The 14,285-nt window shown below is 58.6% G+C and carries 13 protein-coding genes; all 13 read right to left on the bottom strand.

Features of this window, described 5'->3' with window-relative positions:
• Positions 1-140: 140 nt before the first annotated feature.
• The 13 genes from rfbA to D2E22_RS07145 all read right to left on the bottom strand — a co-directional run bounded on the left by rfbA (position 141) and on the right by D2E22_RS07145 (position 14,239).
• Positions 141-1,031: a glucose-1-phosphate thymidylyltransferase RfbA gene (gene rfbA / locus D2E22_RS07085; protein ID WP_126032396.1), complete on the bottom strand. Its 891-nt coding sequence runs from the start codon at positions 1,029-1,031 to the stop codon at positions 141-143.
• A gap of 11 nt (positions 1,032-1,042) precedes the next feature.
• Entirely contained in the window at positions 1,043-2,491 is a 1,449-nt protein-coding gene (locus D2E22_RS07090; RefSeq protein ID WP_126032397.1) for a sugar nucleotide-binding protein, read from the bottom strand.
• Between the two features lie 98 nt (positions 2,492-2,589).
• The gene (gene rfbB, locus D2E22_RS07095; protein ID WP_126032398.1) at positions 2,590-3,609 is read right to left on the bottom strand and encodes a dTDP-glucose 4,6-dehydratase; all 1,020 of its coding nucleotides are present in this window, start codon (positions 3,607-3,609) and stop codon (positions 2,590-2,592) included.
• Between the two features lie 30 nt (positions 3,610-3,639).
• On the bottom strand, positions 3,640-5,097 hold the full coding sequence (locus D2E22_RS07100) for a flippase (protein WP_164518453.1): 1,458 nt from the start codon (positions 5,095-5,097) through the stop codon (positions 3,640-3,642).
• 43 nt (positions 5,098-5,140) lie between these two features.
• Positions 5,141-6,019: a glycosyltransferase family 2 protein gene (locus D2E22_RS07105; protein ID WP_164518454.1), complete on the bottom strand. Its 879-nt coding sequence runs from the start codon at positions 6,017-6,019 to the stop codon at positions 5,141-5,143.
• A 32-nt stretch (positions 6,020-6,051) separates the two neighbouring features.
• Positions 6,052-6,975 (bottom strand): capsular polysaccharide synthesis protein, encoded by a 924-nt coding sequence (locus D2E22_RS07110; RefSeq protein ID WP_164518455.1) that lies wholly within the window; start codon positions 6,973-6,975, stop codon positions 6,052-6,054.
• 17 nt (positions 6,976-6,992) lie between these two features.
• Positions 6,993-8,039 (bottom strand): glycosyltransferase family 2 protein, encoded by a 1,047-nt coding sequence (locus tag D2E22_RS07115; RefSeq protein WP_126032402.1) that lies wholly within the window; start codon positions 8,037-8,039, stop codon positions 6,993-6,995.
• Entirely contained in the window at positions 8,036-8,959 is a 924-nt protein-coding gene (locus D2E22_RS07120; RefSeq protein ID WP_241218287.1) for a glycosyltransferase, read from the bottom strand. Before D2E22_RS07120 ends, D2E22_RS07115 begins: the two co-directional genes overlap by 4 nt.
• The gene (locus D2E22_RS07125) at positions 8,947-10,212 is read right to left on the bottom strand and encodes a polymerase (protein WP_126032403.1); all 1,266 of its coding nucleotides are present in this window, start codon (positions 10,210-10,212) and stop codon (positions 8,947-8,949) included. Before D2E22_RS07125 ends, D2E22_RS07120 begins: the two co-directional genes overlap by 13 nt.
• Before the next feature lie 25 nt (positions 10,213-10,237).
• Positions 10,238-10,993, bottom strand: coding sequence for a DUF4422 domain-containing protein (locus D2E22_RS07130; RefSeq protein ID WP_126032404.1), 756 nt, complete (start codon positions 10,991-10,993; stop codon positions 10,238-10,240).
• An 8-nt stretch (positions 10,994-11,001) separates the two neighbouring features.
• Positions 11,002-11,889 (bottom strand): glycosyltransferase family 2 protein, encoded by an 888-nt coding sequence (locus D2E22_RS07135; protein ID WP_277600013.1) that lies wholly within the window; start codon positions 11,887-11,889, stop codon positions 11,002-11,004.
• Between the two features lie 109 nt (positions 11,890-11,998).
• Complete coding sequence (locus tag D2E22_RS07140; RefSeq protein ID WP_126032405.1) at positions 11,999-12,913, bottom strand: capsular polysaccharide synthesis protein; 915 nt, start codon at positions 12,911-12,913, stop codon at positions 11,999-12,001.
• Between the two features lie 81 nt (positions 12,914-12,994).
• Positions 12,995-14,239 carry a nucleotide sugar dehydrogenase gene (locus D2E22_RS07145; RefSeq protein ID WP_126032406.1) on the bottom strand — a complete coding sequence of 415 codons (1,245 nt, stop codon included), beginning with the start codon at positions 14,237-14,239 and terminating at the stop codon, positions 12,995-12,997.
• Positions 14,240-14,285: the final 46 nt, after the last annotated feature.

Genomic DNA, 14,285 nt, shown 5'->3' on the forward strand with positions numbered 1-14,285 from the left:
ACATGCAAAAACGCATTGCGACGCCGTCCACGTCTGATCCCACGGACGGCATGTCACCGACGCGGTGCGCGAAAGGCGCGCGCACGCCGGTATGCCATTGTAGCCATGCACGGCGAACTCGCCGAGCTCAACGCACCGGTTCAGTCGTCATGGCCGAACATGATCTTGTCGTCGGCCACGTCGAGCAGATGCTGCCCGTAGGGGCTCTTGCCATACTTGCGGCCGGCTTCGACGAGCTGCTCCTTCGTGATCCATCCGTTCTCGTAGGCGATCTCCTCGATGACCGAGATCGGCATGTTCTGCGCGCGCTGGATCGTGCGGACGAACTCACCCGCTTCGAAGAGGCTGTCCATCGTGCCTGTGTCGAGCCACGCATAGCCGCGGCCGAGCGTCTGCACATGCAGGCTGCCGTCATCGAGGTACATGCGGTTGAGGTCGGTGATCTCCAGTTCGCCGCGCGGCGATGGCCTGACCTGCTTCGCGAAGTCGACGACGCGATCGTCATAGAAGTACAGGCCGGTCACCGCGTAGTTCGAGGTCGGATGCTCCGGCTTCTCGACGATGCTCACGGCCTTGTGGTCCTTGTCGAATTCGACGACGCCGTAGCGTTCCGGATCGTCCACATAATAGCCGAAGACGGTCGCGCCGTGCTCGAGCGTGGCGGCGCGCCGCAGCTGACGTCCCAGCCCGTTGCCGTAGAAGATGTTGTCGCCGAGCACGAGCGCGCAGGCGTCGCCGTCGATGAACTCCTCGCCGAGCAGGAAGGCCTGCGCAAGCCCGTCGGGGCTCGGCTGCACCTTGTAGTGCAGCGAGACGCCGTATTGGGAGCCGTCGCCGAGCAGCCGTTCGAAGTTCGGCAGGTCCTTCGGCGTCGAGATGATCAGGATGTCGCGGATGCCGGCGAGCATCAGCGTGCTCAGCGGATAGAAGATCATCGGCTTGTCGTAGACCGGCAGCAGCTGCTTCGATGTGACCGTCGTCAGCGGGTACAGTCGCGTGCCGGAACCGCCGGCGAGGATGATGCCCTTCATGTCTTGTCCTTTCAGGCCTTCGCCGCGCGCACGTAGTCGTGCAGCGACGTACGCCAGTCGGTCGTCTCGAATCCGGCCTGCTCGATCTTCGCGAGGTCGAGCGCGCTGTAGGTCGGCCGCGGGCTGACCGGCGCCGTCGCGTTCGCGAAGTACTCCGCGGTGCTGATCGGGCGCACATGTTCGCCGTTGCCGTTCGTCTCGGCGAAGACCTCCTTGGCGATCGCCGCCCAGCTGACCACGTCGCCGGAGCCGGTCAGGTCGTAGGTGCCGTAGGCGGCGTCCGTGTCGAGCAGGAAGAAGATCGCCTTCGCCATGTCGTCGGTGAAGGTGAGGCGGCCGAATTGGTCGTCGACGACCGTCACCTCGTTCAGCGCATCGCCGTCATTGGCGACGCGATCGGACAACGCCATCATCGTCCTGACGAAATTATGGCCGTCGCCGATCACCCAGCTCGAACGCAGGATATAGTGCTTGTCGGTCATCGCCACGGCGATGTCACCGGCCGCCTTCGACTGCCCGTAGACGCCGAGAGGCGCGAAGGGCTCGTCCTCGCGGTGCAGCTCGGTCGTGCCGTCGAACACGTAGTCGGAGCTGACATGGACGAGCGTCAGATGGTGGCGCTGCGCCGTCTTCGCGAGCAGCGCCGGGCCTTCGGCGTTCGCCTTCCATGCGAGCGCACGCCCTTCGGGGGTCTCGGCCTTGTCCACGGCCGTGTAGGCGCCGGCGTTGATGATCGTGCCGTACAGGCTCCAGTCGATCTGCGCGTATGCCGCCGGATCGGAGAAGTCGAATTCGTCGATGTCGGTGAATTCGTAGCCCTTGAGGCCGTGCGCCTCGACGTAGGCGCGGATCGCGCGGCCGAGCTGGCCGTTGGCACCGGTCACCAACGTGCGCTTCGGCTCCATCGGCTTGGCGTCCCTCAACATCGGATGGTGCAGATCCGCCTCGCTGCGTTCCGATTCCTCAAGCGGGATCGGCCACTGGATGCCCAGCTCCGGGTCGGCGAGGTTGACGAAGGTGTAGGTCTTCTTCATCTCGAGCGACCAGTGCGCATTGACGAGATAGGTGTAGGCGGTGCCGTCCTCGAGCGCCTGGAAACTGTTGCCGACGCCGCGGGGAACGAAGATCGCGCGCGAGGGGTCGAGGCGCGTCGTGAAGACCTGCCCGAAGGAATCGCCGGGACGCAGATCGACCCAAGCGCCGAAGATCTCGCCGGTGGCAAGGGAGATGAACTTGTCCCACGGCTCGGCGTGGATGCCGCGCGTCACGCCGCGCTTGGCGTTGAAGCTGATGTTGTTCTGCACCGGTTCGAAGTCCTCGGGCAGCCCGAGCGCCGTCATCTTCGCCTTCTGCCAGTTCTCCTTGAACCAGCCGCGGTTGTCGCCGTGCACCGGCAGATCGAGGACGAGCAGTCCGGGGATGTTCGTCGTCGTGACCTTGAGTTCCTTTTCGAATTCCATCGTGTTCCTTCTACACTGTTTACACTGTTGTTGACGGTTGCCGTATCGACGCGATGATGGGCCCCATCCACGCTGATGGGGCCCATCATCGGCGAGAATCACTGGCCCTGGGCCTTGTACTTCGCCTCGGTGGCGGCCTTGGCCGGCTCCCACCACTGCGGGTTGTCCACGTACCACTGCACGGTCTGGCGCAGTCCGGATTCGAAGTCGGTGTGCGTCGGACGCCAGCCGAGTTCGGTCTGCAGCTTCGTCGAGTCGATCGCATAGCGGCGGTCATGGCCCGGTCGGTCCTTGACCCAGTCGAAGGCGTCCTCCGGCTGGCCCATGACGCGCAGGATGTCCTTGAGCACCGTCAGGTTGTTGCGTTCGCCGTTCGCGCCGATCAGATAGGTCTCGCCGAGGCGGCCGGTCGTCAGGATCGTCCACACCGCGCTCGAATGGTCCTCGGTGTGGATCCAGTCGCGCACGTTCAGGCCGTCGCCGTACAGCTTCGGGCGAATGCCTTCGATGATGTTCGTGATCTGGCGCGGGATGAACTTCTCGACATGCTGGTACGGGCCGTAGTTGTTCGAGCAGTTCGAGATCGTCGTGCGCAGCCCGTAGGTGCGGTGCCATGCGCGCACGAGCAGGTCCGAGCTCGCCTTCGTCGACGAATACGGGCTCGACGGATGGTACGGCGTCTCCTCGGTGAACTTCGCCGGATCGTCGAGCGCGAGGTCGCCGTACACCTCGTCGGTGCTCACGTGGTGGAAGCGCACGTCGTATTTGCGCGCCGCCTCGAGCAGGCGGAACGTACCTTCGACGTTCGTCCTGAGGAAGGGCTCCGGGTTCGCGATCGAATTGTCGTTGTGCGATTCGGCCGCGTAGTGCACGATTGCATCGTGGCCCGGCACGAGCTCGTCGAGCAGCTGCGCGTCGCAGATGTCGCCGTGCACGAAGTCCACCTGGTCGCCGAGCAGCGGTTTGATGTTCTCGAGGTTGCCGGCGTAGGTCAGCGCGTCGAGCACCGTCACATGCGTCTCGGGATGGTTGTTCACGACGTAGTGCACGAAATTCGAGCCGATGAAGCCGCAGCCTCCGGTTACGATGATGTTCTTGGGTTCAAACGTATCGGTCATGGTTTTCATCCTAGCAATTATGGGCTATCTTCAGCCCTTCCTCGGCAGCAGCTTCTTTAGAAAGAACAGCGCGCTCTCGTCGCGCAACGCTAGCAACGTCGCCGCGTACACGACCGCATACGTCGTTCCCCGCACCGCAAAATCCATGAAGACGTTGTCGAAGCGCACGGTGCGCGCGAACACCGCGTTGCACAGCAGAACGAGCAGGCATCCTGCTACGGCGTGCATGATCGATGCGCCCAGCCGCAGCTGCCGTACCTGATCCCATGAGAAGCACAACGCCAGCGAGAATACCGTGCACTCTGCGACGACGATGCTGACGCAGGCCGCCGGCGCGCCGAAGGCGCGGATGCCCAGCGCATAGATGACGATGTTGATCGCCGCACCGCTCGCCGTTGAGATGACGACCTTCTTCTCCCTGCGCAGCGGAATCAGGATGCCGTTCATCAGGAACACGCCCGGCGCGGTGAATGCGAGCGCAAAAGCGATGATCTCGAGCATCGGCACAGCTTCGATGTACTTCGGGCCGCTGATGATCAGCACAATCGGCCTGCTGAGCGCGAACACCAAGACCGCGGCTGGCAGACAGACGACGATGACCGCATTGAACAGCTTGTTGAGCAACCGCAGATAACCCTTCGGGTCGTTCGTGGACAGGTATGACAGGCGCGGCATCGAAACGCCCGTCAGCGAATTGATGGCTTGTCGGATGATGACGTACACCTTCATTGCCACGCTATACAGGCCTACTTGCACGTTGCCGAGCATCGCGCCGACGAAGGTCGTGCCGGCGTTGCTGTATATGGCCGTCGCTACGTTGTTCATGAATAGCGTCATAATCGGGCTAAAGTGGCGTCGAGCCTGCGGAGCGCGTGTCAGCGCGAGCTTTGCGTACCGCCGGGAATAGAAGAATCCCCAGATATTCGCCGCCGATGTAGCGAACACGCTGATCGCCGCGTAGATGATGTAGTCGGAGGGCTTGTGCACCAGCGCGAACATGAGGATCAGCGAAACGACCTGCACGAGGATTGTGCGCACCGAAATGTAGAGGTAGTCTTCGAAAATCGAGTATAGCCATTCGACGCCCAACGTTGTGAAACCAATCGTCAGGCATTGGATGAACAGCAGCACCAGATATGCATGCAGGTTCGGGATGACAGCGACTGTCACAAAGAAGGCCACATAGGCGATCGCCGAAGAGATGATATTGATTGTGAAAATCTGCTGGACGAATCGCGTCAGGCTTTCCTGATCGCGCTTGATTTTCGCGCCTTCGCGAATCGCGTAGTTCGTAATGCCGAGCCCCGCAAACAGTGCGAAATACGACACAATCGACTGTGAATAATTGATCTTGCCGATGTTCTCCGCACCCAGAATACGGGACACGTAGGGGAAAGTAATCAACGGGAACAGCAGGCTGGACACGGTGCGCATCGAGTTAAGCAATGCGTTGCGCGTCAGCGACGGAAGTTTGGTCTGTGAAGCCATATCGATTTCTCTCGGATGTTGTGTAATACCGGAACGCTGCGGCTCAGACATAATGTTCGACGACGCGCAGCGAGTCGCGATGGTAACGCAGATAGTTAATCTGCTTGCGCCGCGGATCGTAGTTGACCTGCGCCTCCGTCGACACATCCTCGGCATGGTGCACGACGATACGCGGATCGTAGTACAACGTCAGTCCTTGCCGCCGGCATCGCAGCACGAGAATGTCTTCCTCCATGTACAGGAAGGTACCCGGGTCGAATGGCTCCGTAAACGCCTTGAGGAACGCTGGAGTGAATATCAGACATGATCCATGCAGCTTCACCGGAACACAGGGTCGTTGCGCCGCATGTTCCCGTGCGAAGGAGGCTGCATTATCGGGGGTGCGCCCACAGCCCGCGTCGCCTTTAAGCTGTTTGAACACGCCATACAGATGCGTGCGCAGCAGCAGCATGTTTCGACGGATGTGCTTACGCAGCGCATGAATCTGCTGTGGCGAGTCGACGACCGCGGACATTGGGTTCTGATGGTCGCCGTCCTTGCCCGAGATGATGTCCGGGCCAATCACCGCACAGCCGGTCGCCGTGTAATCCGCAACCGCCCACCGCATTAGGCCATCGTCCGCGAGCACCACGTCGTTGTTCAACGTAACGATGTAGTCGCAGCCCAACTGCGTGCAGCAATACTCATAGCCTTTGTTGTTGCCGCGGGCGAAACCCTCGTTGGCGGCGTTGTGCAGCAGCGTGACGTCGCCGGCGCCGGCATAGCGTTCCCGCAGCCGCTCATAGCTGCCGTTCGCGGAGTTGTTGTCCACGACGACGACATGGTAGTCGCCGCCGGCGCAGTGCTTGCGAATCGATTCGACGCATTGCGTCGTGGCGTCGTCGACCAGATAATGCAGCACGACGAATCCGAAGGTTGGCATCACAGTTCCTTTCCCGTCCATCGGCGTCCGTTCTACAAGGTGCCGTCGAGCACGCGCTGGTACAGCGTCGGCTTGCCGCCCACCGTCGTCGGATAGGCGATCTTGTAGGTGAGTTTATGAATATAGGTCCCCGGAGCCACCGTCGGTTCGGCAGCCGTCGAATCCATCTGCTCGGACAGCTCGAAACGGCCGTCGTTGCTCACCGGTATCGCGTCAATCATCGTCCTGACCTGCGGGATGTGTATGTAGGCGTCGTGGAAGAACTCGTCGAAGAGGAAGTATTCGGGCACGGCCGGGATCCGAGAGAACACGGCGACAAAGCAGTCGTAGATGTATTTCATCAGCGGGTTGCCGGGCACCGACGCAAGGCAGTAGGTCGTCCAATGGCATTCCGGGCGCTCGCCGTGGATCGAGTAGAACGGGTGATCGGCGAAATCCTCGGACAGGTCGGCGGTCAGATAGAGCGTCGCGTCGAGCCAGACGCCGCCGTGCTCGTACAGCAGTTTGACGCGCAGCGCGTTGCAGAACGCGTTGATCGTCAACGTGCCCTCCTCGCGGCGGCGCACGAGGACCGGATCGATGTCCGCGTATTGCGCATAGTTGTCCCGCGTCACAATGATGACCTCGCGGCCGTTCGCGTGCCTTCTGATGCTGTCGATGCACGCGTTGATGACCGCGGGCGTGCGCTCGTCGAGCCCCTGCCACCAGGCGACCCAGATCGGGCCGTCGTTGTGTTCCGGCAGCCCGGCGATCGCCTGCGCGTCGAAGGGAACCTCCGCCATCACCTTCGTCCACAGCGCGTCGTCGAACACACGGTAGTAGCGTTCGCGCAGCAGATGCGTGCAATGGTAGACGACGCCGAGCGCCGCTGGCTTCCAGCCGAGCAGCCGTACGCAGTTGCGCGCGGCGGAGTTGATCTTGGAGAGCCGTTCAGGCAATCCGTGGAGTTTGGACATGGTCTCCCCTTGTCTTGTCAGCGTTCGTGGGATTTCCACAGCAGCGTGGCCGCCGCCGCGTTCATCAGCCGGTTGGTCAGCATCAGGTATTTGAGGCGGATCGACCTTGGCAGCACGGCCGGGTCGATCATGTCGAGCCGCCCACGCAGTTCGTGCGCACGGCGCAGGCACGCCTTGCGGATGCGGCTCCATCGGCGCGGCTGCAGCATCGCGACGGCCTTGAGCTCCTGATAGTACAGATTGACCTGCTCGATATGCCATGCCCGCCGCAGCTCGTCGTCCGCGTCAAGCCGGTAGTCGCGCATCAGACGGCTGCGCGCGTCGATCGCCGGATGGTACAGGCCTTTCGCCGTGTTCGCCAATGTGCGCGCGCCGAGTCCGCCGACGCGGTAACGGTAGCCGGCGTAGTCGATGTAGACGAGCTCGCGTGCCGCATGGAAGACCTCCATGTTGAACAGGTTGTCCTGCATGCGCGGCAGCCTCGGATCGAAGCGCAGTCCGTCCTCGTCCAGCAGCGCCCGGCGGTACAGTTTGCCCCATGGCACGCCGATCGCCGTGACGAATCCGGGCTGCTGCCGGTAGGCCCCGTCCATCAGCTGATGGTAGAGCTGCCGTTTCGCTTCGTCGCCGCGCACCGTGAAATCCTCGGGGAAGAAATGCTGGCGGCGCTCACCGGCGTCGTCGAAGGCGACGCATGTCGACATGATCACGTCCGCCTGCGGATGCTCGCTGGTCTGTGCGAACAGCGTGGCCAGATAATCGTCGTCGACGACATCGTCCGGGTCGATGAAGCAGACCCATGCGCCACGGGCCGCGTCCAGTCCGGCGTTGCGCGCCGCGGCGACGCCGCGGTTGGGCTGCTCGATGATCGTGCAGCGCGAATCGTCGGCGGCGACGCGGCGAATGACGGCCAGCGAATCATCGGTCGAGCCGTCGTCGACGAGCAGCAGCTCGGCATCGGTCATCGTCTGCGCGAGGATCGACGCGATGCATGCGCCCACGTAGTCCTGCTGATTGTAGACGGGCACGACCACGCTGATGGCCGGGTTCTTCGGATCCGTCATTTGCGGTACTCCTTGACAGGCATGCGCACACCGTCCCTGATGCCGCGGCAATACGCCTTGAGCTTAGCGAGGCGATGGGGCTCGAACATCGAGAGCACGATGAGCGGCGGCAGCTCGACGAGACCTTCGAGCTTCGTCCAGCGGTGGTATTTCCTCCAGTAGACGACGCGGTTGCGCGCCTGATAGTAGCAGCGCATCGGCCCGTATCCCAACGTGAACAGCGGCGCCCAGACGATCTTGCCGTCGGAACGCCGGCGCGGAATCTTGAACGGCGTATGCCTGGATTTGCCCTTCTCATGGATAAGACATGCACGGTTGTCCTTTACAATGCTGTATCCGTTCAGCAGCAATCTCTCATTGAAATCGAAATCCACGTAATCAATGAACAACTCGTCGTCGAACCCGCCCACGGCAAGAGCTGCCGACACATTGTTCAGGGTTCCGGATGTAATTGCCCCGGATCTGGCTGCGTGTTTAAGCCTTTCAATCGCAGGCAGGCGCATCTCCTGGTATTGAGCCATCGTCATGCGGTTGCGATCGAGGATGAACGGACTGACTATCGCCACATCCCCTGACAAATGGCGTTCAAGTTCATCACACATGCCCTCGGTGGGTACACTATCCTGATCCAGCATCAGAATATGCGGATATCCGCAATCATGGGCAGCCGCAAGCAATCGATTGAGGGCAAAGGCGATACCACGATTCTGCGTATCTGCGATGACCCGCACATTTGTAAACTCGTCTTCGCACAACCTTTGCACAGCTTGAGCGTTCCTCGAACCATTCTCATACACGAATACTTCCCGCACCTGCTGCACAGTGGCATGCAGGTTCGTACGCAAACGTTCGATGTCTGGATTGTAGGAGACAATTCCCGCACAACGCATTATTGACATAGCACAACTCACTTTCTCCATATAAAGGAAATATATCCCAGCGACAAGCAATATATAAATAAGCCAAAGTTTTGAACAACGACTGTTATATAAATAAGTAAGAGGAATATCGCAAAAGTCTTATGCAATGCATCACTGCTGAAAGTAAAAAAGAATACAATCGGTATAATATAAGTAAGTAAAAAAGGTATACCTCCATGAATGAGACAGAATATTAATCCACTTGTATACCCCATACCACTACGATAGTTGATAAGATAATGAGACCATATATATTCATCGGATTCGAAACCAAAACCAAAAACTGGATTATCGAGCCATATACGCACACCTTCAGTAATATCCGTCAGATGTGTCAGCCCAGAGTATGAACCACTTATCTTTGATGAAACTATTCTTATCGCAACACAAGAAATGCAGATAAGGACAATCAGTAGTGCAGAGATTAATACTTTAGCCTCATTTTTATTGCTATTATTTATTAACTTTATAAATAAAAATGAAAACCATAGAAAGAGCAAATAAAGATATGCACTTGTAGATAACGCAGTGAAGAGACCTATAGATAGGGTAATAGCACATACATAATTAGTCTTCTTGATGAGGAGTAGATCGATCCCTAGCATCAGACCATAAAACACCGCCGCCTGCGGTGATTCAGGGAAAATGGAAACATTCCTCCAGAGATTAGATGAACCAAAACCAATACTTTGGATTTGATAAAAAAGGTTATAATACGACCCCATGCTACTTCCACTGGTCCAATTCAAACTCGTTTGTGACACAGGTGGCATGCCAAAAAAATTACAAAGAATCCAAAAGAGAATGCTTAATCCACATAATACCGAAGAAATCTTCACGACTCGAAGTAAGAATATATTATATACATATTCCTTCCCTCTGGCCAGCATACACCCAATAAATAAAGGCAGAATAAAGGTAAGCTGAATCCAAGACCCATTCAAAAGACCTTCACCATTATGCGCCAAAGAAATCGACAATTGCACTATTATTGTTGCGCATGCTACTATAAGTACCGGAACTAGAGTCTTCTGCAGTAGATACTTCTTCTGCATTAAATAGTATAAATAATATATTAAACTCACGCCAAACAATGCAAAACATGATAGCGCAAACTGATCGTTCGCAAGAGCCCAAACAGAATTCGAGTTATATATAATTGTAAGAATTAGAAAGAAATCAAGAATCAAGTCTGCTTTATTTTCTTTTACACAGTTATCAAAAACGGAAGCTGCATATTCTTGATATTTCATACTCTCAAATGCCTTAAGTCATATATTAGCGATAGATAATCTCTTTGACTGCATTGCGAACAGCCTCTCTCCACCAACAATCGTCAGGCTTGTACACGGGATAACACTTGATTTTTAGACGCTGCGCCTTGACCCAGACGGTAAGCAGTCGTTCCGAAAGGAATCCGAACAGACGCTGGTTGTACTGGTCGTAGGAGCCGACATCGATGCGGCGCTCCGCCTCGCCGAGCACGTCGAACAGCCAAGTCATATAGGCGTCGAAGTGTGCGTGGTCCATGACGAACATGTTGTAGCTATAGAGCGCATGGCCGTCGAGCACCTCGTCGAAGGCGGCCACGTAGTCCGGGTGGCGTTCGCTCAGGATTGCACGCACCGTCTCCAGATCGGCGATGTTGTGGAACTGCGTGAACTGGTCGCGCACCGTCTTCGTCAGAATCCACGGTTCGGGCAGCACGACGTCGTAATGGCGCAGGTCCTCGGCGAATTGCCCGACCGACACGATCTGCTTCTTCGTACGCGTCGTATAGAAGTAACGCCGGTAATGCACGAAGCCGATGTTGCGCGCACAATCGAGCGCGTTGTGCCACACCCAGTACTGCGCAGTCAGTTCGCAGTACCGAGGATTCTTCGCGGAGATGTTGTCGCCGGCGTCGTCCCTCGTCGCGATGTCGGCATGGTTGCGCGCGGCGCCGGCAAGGATCGGGACGTATCCAGCCATGTTGGGGGCAACAAAGTCCTTATGGGAAACAATGTAGATGATGGTTTGTTCCGAATCAGCCATGATGGTCCTCATGCATGACGCCGAGCTTCGCGCTTGGCGTCGAATTTGCCTTTGCGGTTGCCCACGTAGCGGAAGCCGCAGTCGATGATGAAGCGGCCAGCCGCGATGAGCCGCCCCTGCTTGAGCAGATGCCCTATCGTGTAGGTTGTCATCGCGAGCCCCTCCCCTGTTAGCGGCGCATTGCCCAGGATGTCGCGATGCTTTTCGATTTCCACACCCTGGATGTAGTTGCGTTTGTATTGCTGCCTGAACGTGAAGTTGTGCGAGTGGATCACCTCAGCACTCGCCTCGTAGACGATCTTCCAATCCGCATGCAGAAAACGGGCCGCGATGAACATATCCTCGTTGGTGAGCACCGGATTCTCGAAGCCACCAACTTCAAGGTATGCGGTGCGCCGGTATGCGGCGCAGACATCGCTTGCCCGGAACGCGTTGATCCCCAATCGGTGCACGTCCCTCTGCGTGATCACGGACGAATTCGGCCCATAGGTATAGCCGCGAATCAGACGTTCGGCGGCATTCGCGTCCTCCCGCGGTAGCTGTCGCCCATAGACGAGAGCGACACGTCCATCCTCAAAGGGCTGCAGAATGCGTTCAATGTATCCGTCATCCTTTGGCAGCGCATCCTGCGTCAGGAACAACACATAGTCGCCCGTACTTGCGCGCAACGCACGGTCCCGCGTACCGCCATGGTTGAAGTCCTTGCGGTCGATGACCGTCAGATGCACGTTTGGGTGGCGCCGCACCTCGGCGACGGTGTCGTCATCGGAGGAGGAATCGACGACGATGATCTCATCCGGGACGCGGTGCTGCTGCTCCAGCCTGGTCAGCAGCGGTCCGATCATCGTTCCCGCGTTGAGGGTGGGGATGATCACGGATACTTTAGCCTGTTCCAATTCCCGCGCTCCTTTCCGAGATAGTCTTATGGATTATCACCAACTCAATCACGTTACATTAGCATTTCGACACACTGCGCTAACAAACTACGAATCCCCCAACCGTTGGCTACAGCTCGCCGTTAAGGACGCATCGGTACATATTGTCCCTGTCCTCGTACTGTGCGACGTTCTTATAAGACAATTTATACGCATAGGTATCCGCAGGCAGCGATGTTTTCGCAGAGCCGAGATGTTGCGCCAGGAAGAACCGGTGCAGGTTGTTCGGCGGTACCGCGTCGATTATCTTACGCACGACGGGAATATGCGTGTAGGCCGCCGACAGCATGACGTCGATCATGTAATAGTCGGGCGTATGGTCGGTGAGCGAGTACAACGTGACGAAGGCCTGATACATATAGGCGAACAACGGATTGCCCGGGGCGCCTCCGATGAAGTTCCCGGTCCAGTTGCGCGTCGGCGCCGTCTCGTGGTTCGGAATCGAGTAGAACGGGCAATGGGCGATCCGTTGCGGAAGGTCGGCGGTCAGATAGATCGTCGCGTCCATCCACATGCCGCCGTGCGCGCTCAGCACGGCGAAACGGACGATGTCCGACAACGTCGTGAGCGTGATCTTCCCTTCCTCGACCTTACGCATGACCGACGAATCGATCGTCGCATACTGCGCGATGTTGTCACGGGTGATGACATGGACGGAACGCCCCGCCGCATGTCTGCGTATGCTCGCCACGCAGGCCTTCACCAGGTCCGGTTCACCGCCGTCGAGTCCCTGCCACCACATGAGCCAGATTGGCCCGTCGTTCACGGCCGGCGTGGCGGCGAGCGCCTGCACGTCAAGGGGCAGTTCGCACATGAAACGGCGCCATACTGCTTCGACGAGCCGATCGTAGTAGACGGCGCCGCCACGTCCCGTCAGATGATGCATCAGGCTGGTCATCCCCATGCGAGGGCCGAACAGCCGCCATGCGCTGCCCACATAACGCAACCGGTTCCTGATCTTCGCGTTCCAGGATGACAGGCCCATTTCACTCCTTCAGCCAACGCCGACGTCCCATATGCGCGGCAACGTTCCTACACGCCTGCGCGCATATGGGACGGTGCGACCTCAGTCGCGCTTGAACAGGTCGCGCGTGTAGACCTTGTCCGTCACGTCCTTGAGTTCGTCGTTCCAACGATTGGCGACGATGATCGTCGCCGCGTCCTTGAACGCGTCCAGATCATGCATGACCGGGCTGCCGAAGAACTCCTCGTCGTCCAACGTCGGCTCGTAGACGACGACCGGGACGCCCTTCGCCTTGATGCGCTTCATGATGCCCTGGATGCTCGACTGGCGGAAGTTGTCCGAACCGGACTTCATCGTCAGGCGGTAGATGCCGACGGTTGGCTTCTCGGCGCCTTCGATCTTCGACAGGATCTGCTCGGCGATGAAATCCTTGCGCGTGCCGTTGGACGCGACGATCGCCTCGATGAGGTTCTGCGGCACGTCCGCGTAGTTCGCGAGCAGCTGCTTCGAATCCTTCGGCAGGCAGTAGCCGCCGTAGCCGAAGGACGGGTTGTTGTAGTGGCCGCCGATGCGTGGATCGAGGCAGACGCCGCGGATGATCTCGGACGTGTTGAGGCCGCGGGACTCGGCATAGGTGTCCAGCTCGTTGAAATAGGCGACGCGCAACGCCAGGAAGGTGTTGGCGAACAGCTTGATCGCCTCCGCTTCGGTCGTTCCGCAAACAAGCTCGGGGATGCCGGTCGTGCCGTCCGCGTTCACGCGCTCGCGCTCCTCCGGAGCCGCGCCCTGGGCGAGCAGATTCGCGAAGACGTGCGCCGCGTCGACGGCCTGTGGATCGTCCATCGGCGCACCGACGACGATGCGCGACGGGTGCAGGTTGTCGTACAGCGCATGGCCTTCGCGCAGGAACTCCGGGGAGAAGATGATCTTCTCGTCGCCGGTCTTCTCGCGCAGCTGCGCCGTGTAGCCGACCGGGATCGTCGACTTGATGACGATCCAGCAGTCCGGGTCGTATTCACGGATTGCCTTGATCGCCGCCTCGACGCTCGACGTGTCGAAGTAGTTCTTCTTCGAGTCGTAGTTCGTCGGCGTCGCGACGACCGCGTAGTCGGCGCCGGTATAGGCCACGGCCGGATCGGTCGTCGCCTGGAAATCGAGCGACATCGTACCGTCGCGCTTGCCATCGAGGAAGCGTGTGATCTCCACGTCCACGATCGGGCTCGTGCACTCATTGAGCATCTCGACCTTCTTCGGCACGATGTCCAACGCATGCACCTCGTTGTGCTGCGAGAGCAGCAACGCCACGGACAAACCCACGTAGCCGGTTCCAGCGACCGCAATTTTCATCTCATTCTCGATTCTTCTAGTTTCGGTTGGTTTGGTTGATTAGGAC

The sequence above is a fragment of the Bifidobacterium castoris genome, from assembly GCF_003952025.1.
In the GTDB taxonomy this organism is placed as follows: Bacteria; Actinomycetota; Actinomycetes; order Actinomycetales; family Bifidobacteriaceae; genus Bifidobacterium; species Bifidobacterium castoris.

What these genes read in the sequence shown, in the direction of transcription:
- rfbA (WP_126032396.1), bottom strand. Translation starts at nt 1,031, where the DNA reads ATGAAGGGCATCATCCTCGCCGGCGGTTCCGGCACGCGACTGTACCCG.
- D2E22_RS07090 (WP_126032397.1), bottom strand. Translation starts at nt 2,491, where the DNA reads ATGGAATTCGAAAAGGAACTCAAGGTCACGACGACGAACATCCCCGGA.
- rfbB (WP_126032398.1), bottom strand. Translation starts at nt 3,609, where the DNA reads ATGACCGATACGTTTGAACCCAAGAACATCATCGTAACCGGAGGCTGC.
- D2E22_RS07100 (WP_164518453.1), bottom strand. Translation starts at nt 5,097, where the DNA reads ATGGCTTCACAGACCAAACTTCCGTCGCTGACGCGCAACGCATTGCTT.
- D2E22_RS07105 (WP_164518454.1), bottom strand. Translation starts at nt 6,019, where the DNA reads ATGCCAACCTTCGGATTCGTCGTGCTGCATTATCTGGTCGACGACGCC.
- D2E22_RS07110 (WP_164518455.1), bottom strand. Translation starts at nt 6,975, where the DNA reads ATGTCCAAACTCCACGGATTGCCTGAACGGCTCTCCAAGATCAACTCC.
- D2E22_RS07115 (WP_126032402.1), bottom strand. Translation starts at nt 8,039, where the DNA reads ATGACGGATCCGAAGAACCCGGCCATCAGCGTGGTCGTGCCCGTCTAC.
- D2E22_RS07120 (WP_241218287.1), bottom strand. Translation starts at nt 8,959, where the DNA reads ATGGAGAAAGTGAGTTGTGCTATGTCAATAATGCGTTGTGCGGGAATT.
- D2E22_RS07125 (WP_126032403.1), bottom strand. Translation starts at nt 10,212, where the DNA reads ATGAAATATCAAGAATATGCAGCTTCCGTTTTTGATAACTGTGTAAAA.
- D2E22_RS07130 (WP_126032404.1), bottom strand. Translation starts at nt 10,993, where the DNA reads ATGGCTGATTCGGAACAAACCATCATCTACATTGTTTCCCATAAGGAC.
- D2E22_RS07140 (WP_126032405.1), bottom strand. Translation starts at nt 12,913, where the DNA reads ATGGGCCTGTCATCCTGGAACGCGAAGATCAGGAACCGGTTGCGTTAT.
- D2E22_RS07145 (WP_126032406.1), bottom strand. Translation starts at nt 14,239, where the DNA reads ATGAAAATTGCGGTCGCTGGAACCGGCTACGTGGGTTTGTCCGTGGCG.